Source organism: Micromonospora sp. NPDC049240 (assembly GCF_040647835.1).
Classification (GTDB): Bacteria; Actinomycetota; Actinomycetes; order Mycobacteriales; family Micromonosporaceae; genus Micromonospora.
The window spans coordinates 16,069-35,092 of the sequence record NZ_JBEZCX010000002.1 but is presented as its reverse complement, the minus strand read 5'-3'; the positions used below and the strand labels follow the sequence as shown (position 1 = coordinate 35,092).

General features: G+C 73.1%; 17 protein-coding genes. 6 read left to right on the top strand and 11 right to left on the bottom strand.

The features are described 5' to 3' along the window. Positions 1 to 82 precede the first annotated feature (82 nt). The gene (rox, locus tag AB0B02_RS03420; RefSeq protein ID WP_357296576.1) at positions 83 to 1,531 is read right to left on the bottom strand and encodes a rifampin monooxygenase; all 1,449 of its coding nucleotides are present in this window, start codon (positions 1,529 to 1,531) and stop codon (positions 83 to 85) included. A 332-nt stretch (positions 1,532 to 1,863) separates the two neighbouring features. Here rox (AB0B02_RS03420) and AB0B02_RS03415 point away from each other — a divergent pair, with 332 nt between their 5' ends. After that, a complete protein-coding gene (locus AB0B02_RS03415; RefSeq protein WP_357296575.1) occupies positions 1,864 to 2,235 on the top strand; it encodes a YciI family protein in 372 nt (123 codons plus the stop codon). On the opposite strand, the gene AB0B02_RS03410 is transcribed toward AB0B02_RS03415, so the two are convergent. The 6 genes from AB0B02_RS03410 to AB0B02_RS03385 form a co-directional block, all read right to left on the bottom strand. After that, positions 2,236 to 2,652: a tetratricopeptide repeat protein gene (locus tag AB0B02_RS03410; protein ID WP_357296574.1), complete on the bottom strand. Its 417-nt coding sequence runs from the start codon at positions 2,650 to 2,652 to the stop codon at positions 2,236 to 2,238. After that, positions 2,583 to 4,448: a hypothetical protein gene (locus AB0B02_RS03405; protein WP_281934938.1), complete on the bottom strand. Its 1,866-nt coding sequence runs from the start codon at positions 4,446 to 4,448 to the stop codon at positions 2,583 to 2,585. The genes AB0B02_RS03410 and AB0B02_RS03405 overlap by 70 nt, the downstream gene beginning before the upstream one ends. A gap of 101 nt (positions 4,449 to 4,549) precedes the next feature. Continuing rightward, positions 4,550 to 4,984 carry a DUF6234 family protein gene (locus AB0B02_RS03400; RefSeq protein WP_281934936.1) on the bottom strand — a complete coding sequence of 145 codons (435 nt, stop codon included), beginning with the start codon at positions 4,982 to 4,984 and terminating at the stop codon, positions 4,550 to 4,552. A gap of 83 nt (positions 4,985 to 5,067) precedes the next feature. After that, positions 5,068 to 7,020: a GTP-binding protein gene (locus tag AB0B02_RS03395; RefSeq protein ID WP_357296573.1), complete on the bottom strand. Its 1,953-nt coding sequence runs from the start codon at positions 7,018 to 7,020 to the stop codon at positions 5,068 to 5,070. Between the two features lie 142 nt (positions 7,021 to 7,162). Beyond that, positions 7,163 to 8,122: a glycosyltransferase family 2 protein gene (locus AB0B02_RS03390; RefSeq protein WP_357296572.1), complete on the bottom strand. Its 960-nt coding sequence runs from the start codon at positions 8,120 to 8,122 to the stop codon at positions 7,163 to 7,165. A gap of 15 nt (positions 8,123 to 8,137) precedes the next feature. Continuing rightward, entirely contained in the window at positions 8,138 to 9,919 is a 1,782-nt protein-coding gene (locus tag AB0B02_RS03385) for a hypothetical protein (RefSeq protein WP_357296571.1), read from the bottom strand. 298 nt (positions 9,920 to 10,217) lie between these two features. Here AB0B02_RS03385 and AB0B02_RS03380 point away from each other — a divergent pair, with 298 nt between their 5' ends. Further along, positions 10,218 to 11,456: a cellulose-binding domain-containing protein gene (locus AB0B02_RS03380; RefSeq protein ID WP_357296570.1), complete on the top strand. Its 1,239-nt coding sequence runs from the start codon at positions 10,218 to 10,220 to the stop codon at positions 11,454 to 11,456. Between the two features lie 101 nt (positions 11,457 to 11,557). Here AB0B02_RS03380 and rox (AB0B02_RS03375) read toward each other — a convergent pair whose 3' ends face one another. The 4 genes from rox (AB0B02_RS03375) to AB0B02_RS03360 form a co-directional block, all read right to left on the bottom strand. Next, positions 11,558 to 13,036: a rifampin monooxygenase gene (gene rox / locus AB0B02_RS03375; RefSeq protein WP_357296569.1), complete on the bottom strand. Its 1,479-nt coding sequence runs from the start codon at positions 13,034 to 13,036 to the stop codon at positions 11,558 to 11,560. Positions 13,037 to 13,188: 152 nt separating this feature from the next. Next, positions 13,189 to 13,923 carry a hypothetical protein gene (locus AB0B02_RS03370; protein WP_357296568.1) on the bottom strand — a complete coding sequence of 245 codons (735 nt, stop codon included), beginning with the start codon at positions 13,921 to 13,923 and terminating at the stop codon, positions 13,189 to 13,191. A gap of 22 nt (positions 13,924 to 13,945) precedes the next feature. Beyond that, positions 13,946 to 14,365: a PPOX class F420-dependent oxidoreductase gene (locus AB0B02_RS03365; protein ID WP_357296567.1), complete on the bottom strand. Its 420-nt coding sequence runs from the start codon at positions 14,363 to 14,365 to the stop codon at positions 13,946 to 13,948. A gap of 107 nt (positions 14,366 to 14,472) precedes the next feature. Further along, positions 14,473 to 15,795, bottom strand: coding sequence for a cellulose binding domain-containing protein (locus AB0B02_RS03360; RefSeq protein WP_357296938.1), 1,323 nt, complete (start codon positions 15,793 to 15,795; stop codon positions 14,473 to 14,475). 447 nt (positions 15,796 to 16,242) lie between these two features. Here AB0B02_RS03360 and AB0B02_RS03355 point away from each other — a divergent pair, with 447 nt between their 5' ends. The 4 genes from AB0B02_RS03355 (at position 16,243) to AB0B02_RS03340 (ending at position 19,023) form a co-directional block, all read left to right on the top strand. After that, positions 16,243 to 16,740, top strand: coding sequence for a YcxB family protein (locus AB0B02_RS03355; RefSeq protein WP_357296566.1), 498 nt, complete (start codon positions 16,243 to 16,245; stop codon positions 16,738 to 16,740). Between the two features lie 32 nt (positions 16,741 to 16,772). After that, complete coding sequence (locus AB0B02_RS03350; RefSeq protein ID WP_281934921.1) at positions 16,773 to 17,240, top strand: hypothetical protein; 468 nt, start codon at positions 16,773 to 16,775, stop codon at positions 17,238 to 17,240. 113 nt (positions 17,241 to 17,353) lie between these two features. Next, positions 17,354 to 18,220 carry an aldo/keto reductase family oxidoreductase gene (locus AB0B02_RS03345; RefSeq protein WP_357296565.1) on the top strand — a complete coding sequence of 289 codons (867 nt, stop codon included), beginning with the start codon at positions 17,354 to 17,356 and terminating at the stop codon, positions 18,218 to 18,220. Positions 18,221 to 18,270: 50 nt separating this feature from the next. Then, positions 18,271 to 19,023 carry a FadR/GntR family transcriptional regulator gene (locus AB0B02_RS03340; RefSeq protein ID WP_281934917.1) on the top strand — a complete coding sequence of 251 codons (753 nt, stop codon included), beginning with the start codon at positions 18,271 to 18,273 and terminating at the stop codon, positions 19,021 to 19,023. Position 19,024: the final 1 nt, after the last annotated feature.

Genomic DNA, 19,024 nt, shown 5'->3' with positions numbered 1-19,024 from the left:
TCGCCGGTACGCGGGCGGTCCGGGGACCGGACGTCGGTCACGTCCGGTCCCCGGGGTACGTCGGGGCCGGGGCGGCCGACGCTCAGGCCGGCGGGGCGCTCGGGGCCTGTGCGTGTGGCTCGCCGAACCAGCGGGACAGGTGCCTGTCCAGGTCCCGCTGGTCGTCGCCGGCCCAGGCGACGTGGCCGTCCGGGCGGAGCAGCACGCCCGGGACGTCCAGCGTGGCGGTGGGATCCCCGAGGTGGTCCACCCGGTCCGACCACCCGTCGACGGTCAGCCGGCCGGTGCGGTCCAGCAGCAGGCCGCGGCCGTGGTGCAGCAGGTCGTAGAGGCGGCCCTGCCGCACGTCGACGTCGGGCAGGCGGCGACCGAGCAGGTCGGGTCCCTCGCCGAGGTCGTAGCGGACGTCGATCGCGGTGATCTTCTCGATCAGGCGGCGGTTCACCTCGTCGATGTCCATCAGCTCGGTGAGCAGCCGGCGGACGGCTCGTGGGCCCGGCCCGGTGGACAGCAGTTCCATCTGGGCGCGCGTGTTGTCCAGCACGTCTGCGGCGACCGGGTGGCGTTCGGCGTGGTAGGTGTCGAGCAGCGTGTCCGGCGCCCAGCCCCGGACCTGCGCGGCCAGCTTCCACCCGAGGTTGAACACGTCCTGGAGGCCGAGGTTGAGGCCCTGCCCGCCGATCGGCGGATGGATGTGGGCCGCGTCGCCGGCCAGCAGCACCCGACCGACGCGGTAGCGTTCCGCGAGCCGGGTGGCGTCCCCGAAGCGGGACATCCAACGCGGGGAGTGCACCCCGAAGTCGGTGCCGGCGACCACGCGGAGCTGGCGTCGGAAGTCCTCAAGCGTCGGCGGCTTCGCGCGGTCGCTGACGCCCGGGACGGGGACGATGACGCGATAGACCCCGACGCCGACGGGCGCCACCAGGAACCGCCTGTCGGTTTCCCGGACCTCGGCCACCCGGGCGGCGATCTCCTCGGGCGACACGCCCACGGCCAGCTCGCCCAGCAACGTCTCGGACCGCGCGGGCTCGCCGGGGAAGCCGACGCCGAGCAGCTTGCGCACCGCGCTGCGCCCACCGTCGCAGCCGACGAGGTAGCGCGTGCGCAGCCGTTGCCCGTCGGCCAGCTCGACGGTCACCCCGTCGTCGTCCGGCCCGAGGCCGGCCACCGCACAACCCCGCCGGACCTGCGCACCCCGCGCGACCGCGTGCTCTTCGAGCAGGTGGACGAGGACCGGCTGCGGGATTCCCAGCAGATAGGCGTACGCGGAGTCCAGGCCCTCCGGCGCGGGCTTGTCGATGGCGGCGAAGAAACCGCGGGCCGGACGCCGTCGCCCGCGTTCGAGCACGCGCGCCAGCAGCCCGCGCATGGCCAGCAGCTCGATGCTGCGGATGTGCAGACCGACGATGCGGGCGAACGACGTCGGCTCGGTCTCCTTGTCGAGGACGAGCACCCGGACGTCGTGCAGCCGTAGTTCGGCAGCCAGCATCGCGCCGACCGGCCCGCAGCCGGCGATGATCACATCGAACATGGTGTTGCCTTTCGGGAAGCGCCGTGGTGGCGAGGGCGCTCCCGGCGACACCTACGTCGATCGCCCGACCGGGACCGGAGGCGGAGCACCCACATCGATACGGTTCATGGGTCTCACCTCCTCGGGCCGGGTCACGGTCAGCCGCAAGTTACAAGCCCGGGCGTCACCCGGTCCAGTCCTTTTCGGTGGTGCCGGCACCACGCTCGGTAAGCGGGGACGGGAAACCTGATGGAGAATCTTCCGGTACGGGCGTCGATATCTGATCGTCCTGTTTGGGTAGGGACAGGGGAGGGGTGACCGGAGAGAGTCGCCCGGGACAAGGGAGTCATGGCATGAAGCGGTACCTGATCTCGTTCGAAGACGGCGCGATGGACCACATCCCCGCCGAGGAGATGGCCGACGTGGACAAGGCCTCGCACGCGGTGATGGAGGACGCCGTGAAGGCCGGCGCGTACGTGTTCGGCATCGGGGTCGAACGCCAGCGGGCGAGCGTCGTGGCCGCGGACGGGACGGTCACCGAGGGCCCTGACCCGGAGGCCGCGAGGTTCCTCGGCGGGTTCGTGATCGTCGACGCGGAGACCCGCGAGGAGGGCCTGGCCTGGGCGACCCGGATCGCCGACGCCTGCCGGTGCCCGCAGGAGGTGCGGGAGCTCCAGTACGACCCGGAGACGGAGAAGATGCTCCGCCGCCACCAGGACGACTGATCACCCCGGCTCGCCCGGCGCCGCCCGGGCCAGCCGCTCGCGGACCCGGTCGACGTCCGAGTGGCCGAGGCCGTCGAGGATGACCAGGGCCCGGCGCCAGGTGCGGAGCGCGCCGGCCCGGTCACCGGCGGAGTGTCGGCAGTCACCGAGCCGGGTCAGGGTGTCCGCCTCGTCGTACCGGTCACCGATGCGCTGGTAGAGCGTCAGCGCCCGGCCGTAGCACCGGGCCGCCCGACGGTGGTGGCCGAGCCGGTCGTGGATGAGGCCGAGACTGTCCCAGGGCGCCCCGCCCGATCCCGGCGACCGGGCCGGTACGCGATCCGCGTACCGGCCCGGTTCCGTGCGGCCTACGCCTTGATCGCGGCGTCCAGTGCCTTGGCCAACTCGTCGTGCCCGGGCAGGTTGGGGTGCGGGCACCCACCGATCAACTTCTTCTGGATCTTGTCGGAGGTGAGGGCCGGCGCCGGCTGGAAACGGACGATCGGGTCGGCGGGCAGGATGCTCGCCCGGATGGCGTTGTTGACGTCCTTCGTCCAGGCCTGGACCTGTGTCTTCCACGCCGGCTGCGTCACGAGGTCCACCTCGACGTCGGGGATGTTCGGCAGCGCGCCCTTGACCGGGTCGGGCAACTTCGTGTTCTGCACGTACGTCTGGGCGAACGAACCCAGCGCCACCTTCGCCGGCGTGATGTCGTAGTAGCCCATCCAGACGACCTTGTCCGCCCCGGCGCGGACCATCCGGGTCGTGATCGCGTTGACGTCCGCGGTGATCTTCGCGTAGTTGGCCGGTCCGTCGAAGGCGGGCACCACGAACCGGAGCCGGTCGATCGTCACCTCCTTCTCGTTGCCGGCGTTGACGTTCTCCTGGAGCACCACCTGGCACGCCCCGCCCTTGATGACGTCGTCCCGGCCGACCTGCTTGCCGGTCGTGTCGTACCAGCGCATCACCGCGTTGAGCGGGAGGTTGTTCCGGATGAAGTACTTGACCATCTCCGTCCGCATCAACTCGGCCATGCCGCACATCGCGATGCCCTGGGCCACCTGGGTCCAGTTGGTGTTGTTGATCCCGCCGGTGGTGACGAAGTACGCCTTGCGCCGATCCTGTTTGGCCTTGGCCACGGCCGCCTCGGCCAGCGCTATCGGCGGCGACGTGCGCGACCAGAGGTTCTCGCAGGCGTCCGGATAGGTCGCCGGCGCGCCGAGGATGTCGCCGGTGCCCATGCCGGTGCGCGCGAAGTTGTAGTACTCCACCACGTCCTGGTTGAGCGCGGTCACGTACCTGCCCGCGTAGCTCGACGTCATGTCGTTGCCGGGCAGGCCGCGCTGGTCCGCCTGGGTGTTCTGGTTGACGGCGCACTTCTTGGGTTCGTGGTGGTGTTTCGCCTGGATGTGCGCCGAGGTGACGGAGTCGCCGGTTGCCACCAGCACCGCGGGCGCGGCCGGATTCCGGTTCGGTGGGCAGAGCCGGTCCTTCTCCGCTTCGGGGAGTCGGCTGTCGGTGGGCGCGGTGCCGCCGGTCGCCGCGCAGCCGCCGGCAGGCGGTGACGGACTCCCCGAGGGCGGCACGGTGGCGCTGGGCGGCACGGTGCTGCTGGGCGGCGCGGTGCTGGGCGGTGCGCTGCTGCTGGGTGGCGCGGTGGCGCTGGGCGGGACCGAGGCGCTGGGCGGCACGGTGGCGCTGGGCGTCACGGTGCTGCTGGATGGCGCGGCGGTGGTCGGCGGCGTGGCGGACGTGGTCGTGCCGGGTGACGACGGCGGGCCGGACGCCGGCACGGTGGGGCTCGGGGTGACCGGGCACGGTCTCGGCGACACCGCCGAGGCGGACGGGTCGACCGATCCGCTCGGACCCGGACCCGCGCTGCCGGTGGAGGTCGGAACGCTGGTCGGGGCGACGGTCGCGGTCGAGGAAGCCGAGGGCGTCGCCGTCAGGGCGACCGCGAGTGGCGTCGTCGAGGGCGCGCCGGTCGGCCCGCACCGGGCCTGCCGGTCCTCCTCGATGCCGGTCCGCACGTCGGGCGGCAACGGCTCGTCCGGTGCGACGCACGGATCGAAGAACCAGTCCACCCCCTCGATGGTGCGGATGCAGGTGCGCTCGTCGACGGCGTCGGCGGGGGTGTGGTCCACGGCCGGCTGGGCCAGGGCGGGCAGCAGCCCGGTGCCCAGGGTGATCACCATGGTGGCGGCCGGCAGCAGGAGCGTGCGGGGTCTGCGCATCGAACCTCCGATCGGTCCCGGGCGCACCGCCCGGGACCCCGCCTCTACCCACTTCCATAGATCGAGATTCCTAGATTTGTTGCCGACTGTCGGGAGGGTGGTCAACCGCCCGGGCAGCGGGTGTCACCACCGCTGTGCTCCATGCAGTGTCCCGGCGGGCCGGGCGTGGTCGGGGCCGGCGCCGGGTTCAGGTCCCGGGCGGCGTGCACGGCGATCGGCAGGGCGGGCACGGCGAGCCCGACGGCGAGCACCAGGAAGACGATCGCGGTACGGACCAGTCGCAGGTGGTACGCCACCAGCGCGACGAGAACGGGCCCGGCGACCGCCACCAGGACGAAGGTCAGCAGGGCAAGCGTCGCCCGGTGGCGCAGGTCCGCGACCTCACCCGGGGCGTCGCCGTAGCTGACCGACCACTGCCGCAGGCCGATGCCCACCCACCAGGTGGCCGTCGCGATCAGCCCGCAGACCCAGAGCACGACAAGCAGCCCGACGATCGGTCCGCCCCGGCGGGCGGTGGCGGTGGTGGCAGACGTCATGCGGTCCAGCGTGGCCGAGGTCGATGTGGCGGGCATGAGTCGGCGTACTCAGGAGGCGCGGACGGCGGCGCCTGCCGGGCCGGTCACCGGCGCTGGGCCAGGAAGCGCAGGTATTCCACCCGGTCGAACGGGTTGCCGTCGGTGCGCGGCCGGCCGGGCGGGTCGCCGACCACCGGCCGGTCCCCGCCGGGCGTCGACGACCACAACCCCTCGCCGCGGGACAGGTCCGGCAGCCGCTGCTGTGCCTCCGGTTCCAGCCGGGTCGGCAGGACGCCGCCGATCCGCCAGCCGGCCGCGATCTCGTCGGCGCTGTCGATCCGGGCGCCGAGCCGGCCCAGGTACGTCGTGACCGGGCCGAGCCGGTCGGCCGGCACCTCCGCCTCGAACCGGCGGCACGGCTCGAAGACCCGGGTGCCGGCCTCGGCGAGCGCCCGCATGAGGACGTGGGGCGCGAGGTCCCGGAAGTGCCCGGCGGTGGTGATCGGCGACCAGTAGCCGCTGTGGGTGAGCGTGACCCGGATGTCGGTGACCGGCCAGCCGTGGCGTCCCTGGTCGAGCGCGGCGCGGGTGGCCTCCTCGATGGCCCGGTGGAACGACAGCGGCAGCGAACCGAGCTCGACCGCCAGCCGGTAGTCCACGCCGGAACCGGGCTCGACCCGGAACCCGACCGTGCCGGAGAAGCCGTGCCCGATGATCTCCACGGCGCTGCCGGTGCCGACCGGTCGCTCGACGTGCATCAGCCGGCCCGGCCCGAAGTCCGCCTCGATCCCGTACGTCTCGGTCAGCGTCGCGGCCAGCACCTCGCGTTGCACCTCGCCGTAGAGCAGCACGCTCGTGCCGCCGTCCGGGGCCACCCGGGTCCGGATGAACGGGTCGGCGTCCGCCAGGTCCAGCAGCGCGGCGTGCAGCGCCAGGGCCCGGTCCGGGTCGCGGGGACGCACCACCGCCTCCAGCGTGGGCGCCGGGAAGTGCGCGCGTCCGTCGAGGCCGGCCGGGCTGCCGAGCTGATCGCCGAGGCGTACCCCGGTCAGGCCGGTGACCCGCGCGATGGCCCCGGCCGTCAGCGCGGCCGGCTGCGGGCGGTCGGTGGTCGCGCCGACCACGTCGAGCCGGACGATCCGGGCGCGCGTCGCGGTGATCCGGCCGTCCGGCTCCCGGCGGTACGCGGTGACCGGCTGCCGCGCGCGGAGCCGCCCGCCGTACGACCGCAGGTACGCCACCCGCTCGCCGGTCGGGTCGCGTTCCAGGGCGAAGACGCGGGCCCGTGGCTCGGGCTCGGCCGGCGGCGACGCCGGGAGCAGGGTCGCGACGGCGTCCAGCAGTTCCGGCACGCCGACCCCGGACAGCGCCGAACCGAACAGCAGCGGGTGGACCTGCCCGGCCGCGGTCTGCGCGCGGAGCGCCAGGTCGATCCGGTCCGGGTCGGGCGGCAGGTCGTCGACCAGGGCGGCCAGCAACTCGTCGTCGTGTTCGGCGAGGACCTCGGCGAGCCGCTGGGCGGCGCCGTGGTCGTACCGTGGCTGGTCGATCCGGAACGTGGCCCCGGGAGTGCCGGGCGCGCGGACCGCGCCCAGCGGGGCGACGGCCGGGGTGAGCAGTCGGCGCACGTCCGCGACCAGCTCGTCGACGCGGGCGCCCACCCGGTCGATCTTGTTGACGAAGATCAGGGTGGGCAGCCGCAGCGACCGGAGGATCCGCATGAGCCGCCGGCTGTGCGGCTGGACGCCCTCGACCGCGGACAGCACCAGGACGGCCGCGTCGAGCACCCCGAGCGCGCGTTCGACCTCGGCCACGAAGTCGCTGTGCCCGGGCGTGTCGAGCAGGTTGACCTGGCGGTCGCGGACGTCGAACGCGGCGACGGCGCTGCGGATGGTGATGCCCCGCCGACGCTCGATCTCGCCGCTGTCGGTGCGGGTGGTGCCCGCGTCGACGCTGCCGAGCCGGTCGATGGCGCCGGTGGCGTGCAGCAGGCGTTCGGTCAGGCTGGTCTTACCGGCGTCGACGTGGGCGACGATGCCGAGGTTGACGGTCTGCACGGGTCGACGGGTCCTCGAAAGCTCGCGTCCGGATGGGCGGGAAGGTTTCGAGTCCTCGCATCGTCGTGCTCCCGTCGTCGGTTCGGCCCGTCTCCGCGTCAGGCTGGCAGAGCCGGCGCGGCCGGTCCACCGAATTGCGCGGTCACCTCCCGGGACGCTCGTCCGGGCCGGCCGGCCGCTCGGTCTCCTGCACCAGGTAGTGCGGCCGGCGCTTGGTCTCGTAGTAGATCCGGCCGATGTACTCCCCGATCACCCCGAGGAGCATCATCTGGATGCCGCCGAGGCCGATCACGCTGACGATGATGGTGGTGTAACCGGGGACGTCGATGCCCTTCTCGACGGCGTCCGCGACCACCCAGGCCATGTACGCGACCGCGATCAGGGTGAGGAACAGGCCGCCGTAGATCGCGAGCCGCAGCGGCCGGTTGTTGAACGACAGCAGGCCGTCGAACGCGTAGTTGAAGAGCTTGCCGAAGGTCCACCGGCTCCGCCCCGCCTGCCGGATCTCGTTGCGGTGGGTCACCACCGCGGTCCGGAAGCCGATCCAGGAGAACAGACCCTTGGAGAACCGGTTGTACTCCGGCATGGCCAGGATCGCGTTCACCGCGAGCCGGGACAGCAGCCGGAAGTCGCCGGCTCCGTCCAGCAGGCGTACGTCGATCCACCAGTTGATGGCCCGGTAGAACGACCGGGACGCGAGCGTCCGGACGAAGCGGTCACCACGCCGGTCCCGGCGGGCGATCACCTGGTCGAAGCCCTGCCGGTAGAGCGTCAGCATCTCGGGCAGCAGCCGCGGCGGGTGTTGCAGGTCGGCGTCCATGATCACGACCGCGTCGCCGGTGGTCCGCCGCAGCCCGGCGAGCATCGCCGCCTCCTTGCCGAAGTTGCGGCTCAGCGACGTGTAGCGGACGTCCGCGTCGGCGGCGGCGAGCCGGCGCAGCGCCGCGAGGGTGCCGTCGGTGCTGCCGTCGTCGACGTAGACCACCTCGACGTCCACGTCGGGCAGTTCGGCGAGCGCGGCGCGCACGGTCCCGTGCAGCCGCTCGACCGACGCCTCCTCGTTGAAGCAGGGCACCACCACGGACAGCCGCACCCGCGTCACCTCGGCCCGCCCCGGTCAGAGGTGAAAGACGAGCGTGCCATCGAGATCCTCCCGGGTGATGCCGAGCCCGTCGACGGGCCGGGCCTCGATGCCCTCCCAGGGTGTGCCGGCGGCGCGGCTCGGGACGGCCACCACCGACCGCACGCCGATCCCGCGCAGGTACGCCACGCTGCCCGGGTCGGGGAAGGACGCGATCGCCGCCTTGGTCTGCGCCTGGCTGACCGGCTCGAAGCCGGCCAGCCCGTTCGTCACCCGGGGAAAGCCGTCGGTCGTCCACAGCATGTACGTCAGGTCGCCCACGCCACCGGCCGGCAGCACCAGGATCGGATCCCGGGCCGCCCGCATGGCCGCCGGTGGTCGGGGCACCTCCGGGTGGGGCGTGGTGTTGACGCCCTCCACCACGACCAGGGCGAGCGGCGCGAGCAGGACCAGCGGCATGAGGAACCGTGACCAGCGGCGGCCGGTGGACCGTCCCGGCGACTCGGCCAACGCGGTCACCAGCCCGGCGGCCAGCAGCGCGAGCAGCAGGCTGGTCCAGTGCATCATCCGGCCGGGCGTGCGCAACGCGTCCCAGCCCGGCAGGTGCGTGGACAACGTCAGGTAGCCGGGATCGCCGTCCCCGCCCAGCGTGGCGCCCAACCCCAGCAGCACCGTGCCGAGCACCCCCACCCCCAGCGCCACCCGGCGCCGCAGCGGGTACGCCGAGACGACCAGCCCCGCCGCGGCCAGCCCGATCAGCGTCATGCCCGGCAGCAGCGCCATCTCCGGCGGCCAGGAGAGCTGCTCGCGTGCGGCGGCGTGCCGCTCGCCCCACAGCCACGAGTCCCCGGGCGCGGTGAGGAACCCCATCAGCGGCGGGGAGAACATCTTCGTCCAGTCCAGCGTGCGTTGGGCCTGCGGGTTGAGGTCGACGACGCGCAGGAAGACCAGGCCGAGCAGGAGCGTCACCGCGCCGAACACGGCGCCGCCGGCCAGGTCCGCCAGCAGCAGCCGGCGGCCGAACGGCGGTCGTTCCCGTCGGCGCCACCAGGACCAGCCGTAGCAGCCGGCCGCCACCAGCACGGCGGCCAGCAGGAAGTACACGAGCGGCAGCCCGATGCCGAAGCCGAGGCTGACCTGCCAGGCGGCGACGAGCCACCCGGCGAACGCCCAGCCGGGCCGCCGCCGCTCCGGCCGGTAGCCGTGCCGCAGCGACCACCCGTGCCCCCGGGCCAGCATCGCCAGGCACAGCGCGATGCCGCCGCTGGACAGGATGTTCAGGTGCCCGGAGTGCGCCAGCCGCCACGGCGCGAACGCCCAGGCGACCCCGGCGACCGCCCCGCCCCACCGGTTCGCGCCGAGCTGCCGGGCCAGCGCGTACGCCCCGAAGCAGGCCAGCGCGTGCAGCAGCACGTAGAGCACGTTGTACCGGATCACGGCCGCCTCGAAGCCGGTGCCGAGCATCCCGGCCGGGGCGTAGCCGAGCAGCGTGTCGCTGTAGGCGTACGTGTACCGCTCGGGATAGAACGTGTTCGAGTGCCAGAGGTCGAGCGGGTTGGTCAGCAGCGCGTGCCCCGCCCAGGCCACCTGCCACGCCTGCAACGTGGGATCGCCGAGGTCGCCGGGGATGGTGCTCGCCGGGTGCCGCAGCGTCGGCCAGGTGAGCGCCACCGACACCAGCAGGCTGGCCAGCGCCGCGAGGACCCATTCGGTGCGGGTGCGGCGCCACCACGGCCGGCCCGGGGCCGGGTCGGCGGTGGGCTGTTCGGGGGGTGCGCTCTCGGTGCGGTCCCGAGCGTCGGTGGATGGGGCTTCCATGGGATAGATGGTCTGCGATGCGCTGGCCGTTGTCGATCAGCTGTCCGGAGGGTGGACCGCCGACGCTTGATTGAATAGGGATCTGTCAATAGATTGGGGGTGGGCGTCGCCGAGGTCCTCCGACCGGGCCGTCGGCGGCTGACAGCTCCACCCCGAGCCGGGCACGTCGGCGGTACGCGCCGACCGGTCGCCGTGGCGCACCGCCGCGCCACATCCAGGGCACGTTGCCGCGCCGCGTCCGTCCGGGCCGCGCGCCGCCGCGTCGCCTCCGCCCCGCTCGATGGCAGAAGGACCCTCCATGACGATTCTCCGCGCCCGCCCCGCCCCGATCCTGGCGGCCGTCGCCGCGCTGGCCGCCACCCTGGCCGCGACCGGCACTGCCCTGCTCGCCGGCCCGGCCGCCGCCGCCCAGGGCTGCCGGGTCGACTACACGCCCAACCAGTGGTCCGGCGGGTTCACCGCCAACGTCAAGGTCTCCCCCGGGGACACCGCCGTCTCCGGCTGGACGGTCACCTGGACGTACCCCGGCGACCAGCGCGTCACGAACGGCTGGAACGCCACGGTCACCCAGTCCGGATCGACGGTGACCGCCCGCAACGTGTCGTACAACGGCAGCATCCCGGCCGGCGGCGCCACCGAGTTCGGCGTGCAGGGCACGTTCTCCGCCGGCGGCGGCGCGCCGACCGGGTTCACCCTGAACGGTGTGCCGTGCAACGGCGCCGGGCCGACCGGCGCGCCCACCACGATGGTGCCGACCACCGCGCCGCCCACCTCCACGCCGCCCACCACCGCACCTCCGACGACGCCGCCGCCGACCACGCCCCCACCGACCACCGCGCCGCCGCCGGCCGGCTGCGCCGGGGCGGCGCTCTGCGACGGCTTCGAGAACCAGACCGGCGCGACGCCGTCCGGCGACTGGACCGTGGTGAACCCGGACTGCGCCGGCGCCGGCACGGCCACCGTCGACACCACCACCACGCACAGCGGTAGCCGAGCCGTCCGGATCAACGGCGCCGCCGGCTACTGCAACCACGTGTTCATCCGGTCCACGAAGAACCTCGGCAGCCTGGGCAGCGTCCGGTACGGCCGGATCTGGGTGCGGCACACCACCGCCCAGCCCACCGACCACACCACGATGATGGCCATGACCGACGCCGCCGACGGCAACAAGGACCTGCGGATGGGCGGCCAGAACGGCGCGATGCAGTGGAACCGCGCCTCGGACGACGCCACGCTGCCCGAGCAGAGCCCGGCCGGGGTGGCGCAGAGCCTGCCGCTGCCCACCAACCGGTGGGCCTGCCTGGAGTTCATGGTGGACGGCTCCGCCGGTCAGCTCCGTACCTGGCTGGACGGCGTCGCCGTGCCCGGGCTGACCGCGGACGGCGTACCGACGCACGACATCGACGGCCAGTGGTACAACCGCACCTGGCGGCCTCAGCTCACCGACCTGAAGCTGGGCTGGGAGAGCTACGGCGGCGGGTCCGACACGCTCTGGTACGACGACGTCGCGGTCGGGTCCAGCCGGATCGGCTGCTGACCCGTCGGGGATCGCTGAAGGCGTCCGGGGTGTGGTCCGACCGCGCGACCACACCCCGGACCACCCGTCACCCACGTCGACGGCCCTGCCGGGCCGGACAGCTAGTGGGCGGGCGCGTCCCGGCCGACGCCGACGCGGCTGCCGCCGAACCACCGGGCCAGCGCCACGTCGAGCGTCCGCTGGTCGTCGCCGGCCCACGCCACGTGCCCGTCCGGCCGGAGCAGGAGCGCCGGCACGTCCAGGTCGGCGTCCGGGTCGGTGACGTGGCCGACCCGGTCGGCCCAGCCGGCCACGGACAGCCGTCCGGTCCGGTCGAGCAGCAGCCCCTGGCCGGTGCGCATCACCTCGAACAGGCGTCCGGACCGGAGCCGGACGTCGCGCAGCCGCCGCCCGAGCAACTCGTGGCCCGGGCCGAGGTCGTACCGGACGCTGATCGCGGTGATCTTCTCGATCAGGAGCCGGTTGACGGCGTCCACGTCCATCAACTCCGCCAGCAACCGCCGGACCGCCTGCGGCCCGGGTTCGGTGCTCGTCAGGTGCATCTGCGCGCGGGTGTTGTCCAGCACGTCGGCGGCCACCGGATGCCGCTCGGCGTGGTAGGTGTCCAGCAGGTCGTCGGGCGCCCGGCCGGTGACCGCCGCCGCCAGCTTCCAGCCCAGGTTGAACGCGTCCTGGAGGCCGAGGTTGAGCCCCTGCCCACCCATCGGCGGGTGGACGTGCGCGGCGTCCCCGGCCAGGAACACCCGCCGGACGCGGTAGCGGTCGGCCTGCCGGGTGGCGTCACCGAAGCGCGACAGCCAACGGGGGGAGTGCACGCCGAAGTCGGTGCCGGCGTACCGGTGGAGTTGGCTGCGGAACTCCTCGATCGTCGGCGGCGTCGCCCGGTCCTCGGCCACGCCCGCCGCCGGCACCACCACCCGGAACACGCCCGGCCGGCCGGACGGGCCCAGCCCGAACCGCTTCTCCGTCCGGCGTACCTCGGTCATCACCTCGACGATGTGCTCCGGGGACGCGGTCACCTCCATCTCGCCCAGCAACGTGTCGACGGTCGACGGCTCACCGGGGAAGCCGACCCCGAGCAGCTTCCGGACCGTGCTGCGCCCACCGTCGCAGCCGACGACGAATCGCGCCCGCAACGGCGTCGCGGTCGCGCTGTCGAGGCCGACGGTCACGCCGTCGTCGTCCTGGTCCAGCGCGACCACGGCGTCACCGCGCCGGATCTCGGCGCCGACCTCGGCCGCGTGCTCGGCGAGCAGCCGGTCGGTGAGCGTCTGTGGAATGCCGAGCACATATCCGTGCTCGGTGTCCAATCCGGCGGGCGCGGGCTTTTCGATTCCGGCGAAGAATCCCCGGATCTCACCGGCGCGGATCGGATACGTCCTGCCGTGGTCGAGGAAACGCTCCAGCAGTCCCCGTTGGTCCAGGATCTCGATGCTGCGGACGTGCAGCCCGAGCGACCGCACGTACGGCGGCGGCTCGGTCTCCTTCTCCAGCACGAGCACGTCGACGCCGTACAGGCGCAGTTCACTCGCCAGCATCATGCCGGTCGGGCCGCCGCCGACGACGATCACATCGAACATGTCATTTCCCCCATGGTGGGCCGATTTCTGCGTTCGGCCGACGATTGTGCGTCACGATCGGGGCCTTGCCGCAAGCCCGGGGGTGCGGTATACGTTAATAGTGGCGAGGAGTTCTGCTCCTTGCCTTTGTTGTTTTCTTCCCGGTGGACGGTTCAGTCGTCGACGACCGTCGCGAAGGACTCGCCGCGGCGGAGCCGATCGACGAGGTCGAGCACAGCCGTCCGCCCACCGTGTGCCACCACCCACCGGTGGACCCGGCAGGCGGCCCTGGCGTACACCTGCTCGTCCGCGCCGGCGGCGCGCAACCAGTCGGTCAGCGTCTCCGGTAGCGGCCCCGGCGCGGTGTCCCGGCAGCGGTCCGGCGCGGTCGGCGGCGCGAGGTACCGCCGGTCGTCGGAGACCAGCACGGCGAGCCCCTCGTCGAACCACTGGGGAACCTCGTCGCGGCGGGAACCGAGGCGCGCGTGGAACTCCACGTGCGACAACTCGTGCGCGGCGATCTCCGGGGAGATGCCGCGGGGCGAGAGCATCAGCGCCCGGTTGCGGATCGCGATCCCGCGCTCGCCGCCGCCACCGATCCGCCGGTAACAGTCGGACGTGAGGCAGGCGAGCACCGCCGGGTCGCTCTTCCGCCCCTGGTAGAAGTCGTCGACCCGCCGGCTCGCGTCGCGGTACACCTCGACCAGCCGCCGCCGGTCGGCGTCCGACAGGTCGGGTTCGGCGTAGAGACCGTCGCGTACCGGCACCAACCCGTAGCAGCGGGGGCAGGTGGTGGCGGCTACCGACGGGTACGCCAGCGCCAGCGCGGCCGTCGCGGTCACCGTCAGGACGACCACGGCGGCCACCACCCAGCGCCAGCGCCGCCACCGGCCCGGTCGAGCGGGCATGCGCACTCCTCGCCCGGCCGGCTCAGCCGACCTGACTGTTGTCCTTGAGCGCGCCCCACCCGTGCCAACGGTCGATCTCGATCGACGCGCTGACCCGGCCGCGCTCCCGCCGCGGGTACGGCTGCCCGGTGTAGTGCCGGGCGAGCCGGTCGATGTCCGCCAGGTCCGTGTCGTCGCGCAGCTCCACCACGTGGCCGACGATGCTGAGGTGGGTGTACCAGCCCTGCTCGTCCAGCACGGTGAGGGTGACCCGGGGATCGTTGCGCAGGTGGCCCAGCCGGCGCCGCCCCTCGTCCATGTTCACCAGGATCCGGCCGTCCTCCCACAGGTACCAGGTGGCCGCGGAGACCGGCTGGCCGTCGGGGCGCAGCGTGGCGATCACGGCGGGGTTCGGCTTGCGGAGCATGGCGACGGCGGGCTCGGGCAGCGGTGGCTTCGACATGGCTCTCCTCTTCGCGGCAGCGCTGTCCCCGCACTGTACGTACCGGCCGTGTCCCGTGCAGGGAAACGGGTCCGGAGCCGTCCGGCTCCGGACCCGGTTCGGTGCCGTCAGGAAGCGGTGCAGCCGACGTTGCCGGGCGCGGTGCCGCCGTCACCGGTGGCGGTGAACCCGAAGGTGGTCGACGCGTTCGGGGCCAACGTGCCGTTGTAGGGGGCGTTCCGGACCTGGACGGTGCCGGTGGTGCCGGTGTTGACGCCGCCCCAGAGGCTGCTGATGGCCTGGCCGTTGGCCAGGGTCAGGCGGGCCGTCCAGCCGTTGATCGTGGCGGTGGTGTTGTTGGCCACGGTGACCTCACCCTGGAAGCCGCCCGGCCAGGTGTTGATCGTGCGGTAGCTGGCCGCGCAGCCGGTCGGCGGGGGAGTCGTCGGCGGCGTGGTCGTGGGCGGGGTCGAGGTGGGCGGCGTGCTCGTGGGCGGCGTGCTCGTGGGCGGCGTGCTGGTCGGCGGCGTGGTGGTGGGCGGCGTGGTCGACGCGAACTGGCTGAAGAACCGCCAGATCTCCCCGGAGGTCCAGGTCCGCGAGTCGTTCGGGCTGCCCGACCCGTCCACCGGGCTCGGCGTGTGGTCCCCGTCGAAGGCGGCCCACTGCACCGGGTAACCCGCCCGGCAGCCGGAGTAGACGGTGGTGATGTGGGTGAAGCTGTTCAGGGCCGGCTCACGGGGGGTCTGCGCGGTGCAGCCGTTGTTGCGGACGAACGTGTCCCGCAGCGACCGGCCCATGGAGATGTTCAGCACGCTGTCGTGGGTGCCGTGGATGCCGAAGTAGGGGACCGGCTGGGTGCCGGCGTTGCAGCCGCTCAGGTTGGCGCCGGACAGCACCGCCACCGCGCGGATGACGGTGGGCCGGGCGCAGGCCACCGCGTAGCTCATGGCGCCGCCGTAGCTCCAGCCGAGCGCGAACCGCTGGGTGGTGTCGACGCAGAGGTCGTTCTCGACCTGCCGGGAGATGTCGTCGAAGAGGGTGAGGTCCCGGCCGTTGGTGTTGGCCCAGCCGTTGTCGATGCCCTGCGGCGCGACGAAGATCGTGCTGTTGTTCGACAGCGGCAGGAGTCCGTAGTAGCCGGCCGAGGCGACGTTGTTCGCGGAGCCGTTCAGCCAGTGGAAGCCGAAGACGAGCCGGTAGGGGTGGTTCCGGTCGTACCCGTCCGGGATCCGCAGGATGTAGCTGCGGTTCTGTCCGCCGCTGGAGATGGTGCGCGTCCCGTTGGTGAGCGTGGGGGCCTTGCCGCAGCCGGCGGTCGCCGCGAGCGTGCCGTTCGTCGCGGCCTGCGCCGCGGGGCCGAGGCCGCCGCTCAGCACGCCGCCCGCGGCCGCCGCGAACAGCAGGGCCGCGGCGGCGAGGGATGAGAGAAGCGGGGTACGTTTCACGATTGCTTGCCTCCGTGCCGTCGATGTCTGGTGGCGGTGGTGTGCGCGTGGGCGCCCGGCGACCGCTGACGTGCCGCCGGAAGCGGAAGCCGTGCCGGGTCGCCTGCGAGGTGGCGGGGGAGAGCGGTTCGGCCGGGCCGGAACGGAATCCGGCAGCGACCTCCGGTCGGCTGGCGTCGGCGGAACGGCCCGGACCGGTCACCGGCCGGTCGGGCGGCGGAAGAAGGCCGGTGCAGCGCCGTGCCGGTCGACCGGATCGTGGAAGCGTGCCCTGCGCTCCCGTGCCGAAAGATAGCAGGTTATCGATAACATCTTCAACCGGAAGCGTTCCGGTAAAAACGCCGCCTCGGCCCGAAACTCTCGCCCGATCCCCCCGGAAGCGCCTGCCCCGGAGGTGTGGTCTCCACTGTGAGCGATCACAACTCGGGCCCGGCCACTAGGGTGCGAGGCGTGCACATCCGTTTCGACATACCCGCCGATCCCACCTACCCGGGCCGGGTGGCCGCCGCGCTCAGCGGCGTCCGGCTGCGCCCGTTCGGCCGCCTCGGCGCGGCGCTGGCCACGGTCGGGGCGGTCGGTCTGGCCGCCGCGTGGGCGTTCGGGTGGGCCGATCGGGCCGCGCCGCTGTGGACGTCGCTGCTCGTGGCCGGCGTGCTGTCGATGCTGTACGCGCCGTGGGTCCAGTGGCGGGCCCGCCGCCGCTCCGGTGAGTACGCCGTCGAGGGCGGCTACGAGATCACCGACGACAACATCATGATGCGCAGCGGTTCGGAGTCCGCCGGCATCGCGTGGGACGGGGTGAGCCGGGTGACGGACACCCCGGAGTTCTGGATCGTGTACGTCGGCCGGATGCCGGCCACCGTGATCCCGCGCCGGCTGATGCCCGCCGGGGACGCCGAGACGCTGCGCGCGTTCCTGACCGGACGCGGCCTGCTCCGGTCCCGGTGAACCTGTCACCGGCCGTCCCTAGACTGCGGGCCGTGACATACCAGGAATTCGAGGCGGCCGTCCGCCGGTTGGTCGCCGGTGCCCGCGACGAGGCCGTGCGCGCCTTCGGCGCCGAGACGGTGGCCCGGGTCGTCCGGGACGACGAACTGACCGGAATCGCCGCCGCGGGTGAGCTCGACGACGACGCGGTGGCGGCGTTCACCGTCGCGCGGGCGAACGCCGCGACGGCCGGCGCGGCCGAACTGCGCGCGCTGCTCAGCCGCATCGACGACGGCGTCCTCAGCGACGGGGACATGGATCCGGAGCTGCTCATCGCCGTCTCGGCGCTCGAACACTGGACGACCTATCTGGAGACCGGCCGCCGCGACGAGATCCACGAGCTTGCCGTCCGCGCCGTCGAACAGGTCGACCACCGGGTCCCGGCCGATCTCGACGACTTCCTGGCCAGCCCCGAGATGGCCGCCGAGTACGCGCGGATCGAGCGCCTGCTCACCGCGTGACGGCACCCGGCCAGGGTCCGCCGATCCCGGGACCGGCGGACCCTGGTCGCGCCGGCCGGCGGCGGGCATCGTACGGGTCGTGGGCCGGAGACTCCGGCGCGCGGAAGGGAACCATGACGGACCACGCACTTCCCGGCGGCACCTACCCGGTGGGCGACCTGACCCTCACCCGGGTCGGCTACGGCGCCATGCAGTTGGCCGGTCCGGGCGTGTTCGGGCCGCCCCGGGACCGGGCCGCCGCGGTTGCCGTGCTGCGCACGGCGGTGGAGTTGGGCATCCGGCACATCGACACGGCGGACTTCTACGGGCCGCACGTCACCAACGAGATCATCCGCGAGGCGCTCGCGCCGTACCCGGACGACCTGCACATCGTCACCAAGGTCGGCAACCGCCGTGACGCGCAGGGCGGCTGGCCGCCCGCCCGCACCCCGGCCGAGCTGACCGAGCAGGTGCACGACAACCTGCGACGCCTCGGCCTGGACGCGCTCGACGTGGTGAACCTGCGGGTCGGCGGCATGGACGCACCCGTGCCGGGTTCGATCGCCGAGCCGTTCGGCGCGCTCGCCGACCTGCGGGAGCAGGGGTTGATCCGGCACCTGGGGCTGAGCACGGTCACCTCGGAACAGCTCACCGAGGCGCAGTCGATGGCCCCGGTGGTGTGCGTGCAGAACTTCTACAACCTCGCCAACCGGGGTGACGACGAGTTGGTCGACCGCACCGCCCGGGAGGGCGTCGCGTACGTGCCGTACTTCCCGCTGGGCGGCTTCTCGCCGATGCAGTCCGACGTCCTGGACCGGGTCGCGACCCGGCTGGCGGCCACGCCGATGGCCGTCGCGCTCGCCTGGCTGCTGCACCGCGCACCGAACATCCTGCTCATCCCCGGCACGTCCGCGGTCGCGCACCTGCGCGAGAACGTCGCCGGCGCGGCCCTGGAACTGCCCGCCGACGCCCTCACCGAGCTGGACGGGGTCGGCGCGTGACCCGGTCACGACGCCCCAGGGTGGCCGTGGCGCTGCACTAGGGTGTGCTCATGACGGCTCGCCTGGACGGGTTCGCCTTTCCACCCCGCCGCCCGGCCGAACGGTTGGGGGTGGCGGTGGTGAGTGAGCTGGTCGAGCTGATCGTCACCGGGCAGCTCGACGCGGGGCAGCTCCTCCCGCCGGAGGGGCCGCTCAGCGAGCACTTCGGCGTGAGCCGGACGGTCATCCGGGAGTCGGTGAAGCGGCTCGAGGAGAAGGGCCTGGTGGTGGTCTCGCAGGGCCGGGGCACCCAGGTGGCCCGGGTCGGCTCGTGGAACATGCTGGATCCGGTGGTGCTCTCCGCGCTCATCGACAACGACGAGTCGTTGGGCGTCCTGGACGAGCTGACGATCGTCCGGGGCAGCCTGGAGGCGGCCATGGCGGGCACGCTGGCGAGCCGGCGTACGCCGGAGGAGCTGACCCGGGTCGAGCACGCGCTCGCCGTGATGCGCGAGATCCGGCACGAGAGCGACTCGTTCCGGCAGGCGGACGTGGTCTTCCACTTCACCGTCATGGAGCTGTCCGGGAACCGCCTGGCGGAGAACATCTGCAAGCGCCTCTACCGGCGGGCGATGGAGAGCAGCCGCTTTCACGGCATGGCGTACGAGAGCGCGTTCGAGTCGACGCTCGACGAGCACGCGCGGGTGGTCGACGCCATCGCCCGGCAGGACGTGGCCGCCGCCGAACGCACCATGCGGGACCACATCGTCACCTCGTGGCAGCGGCGCCGGTTGGTGGGGCCGGGCGGCGGCACGGCGCGCTAGC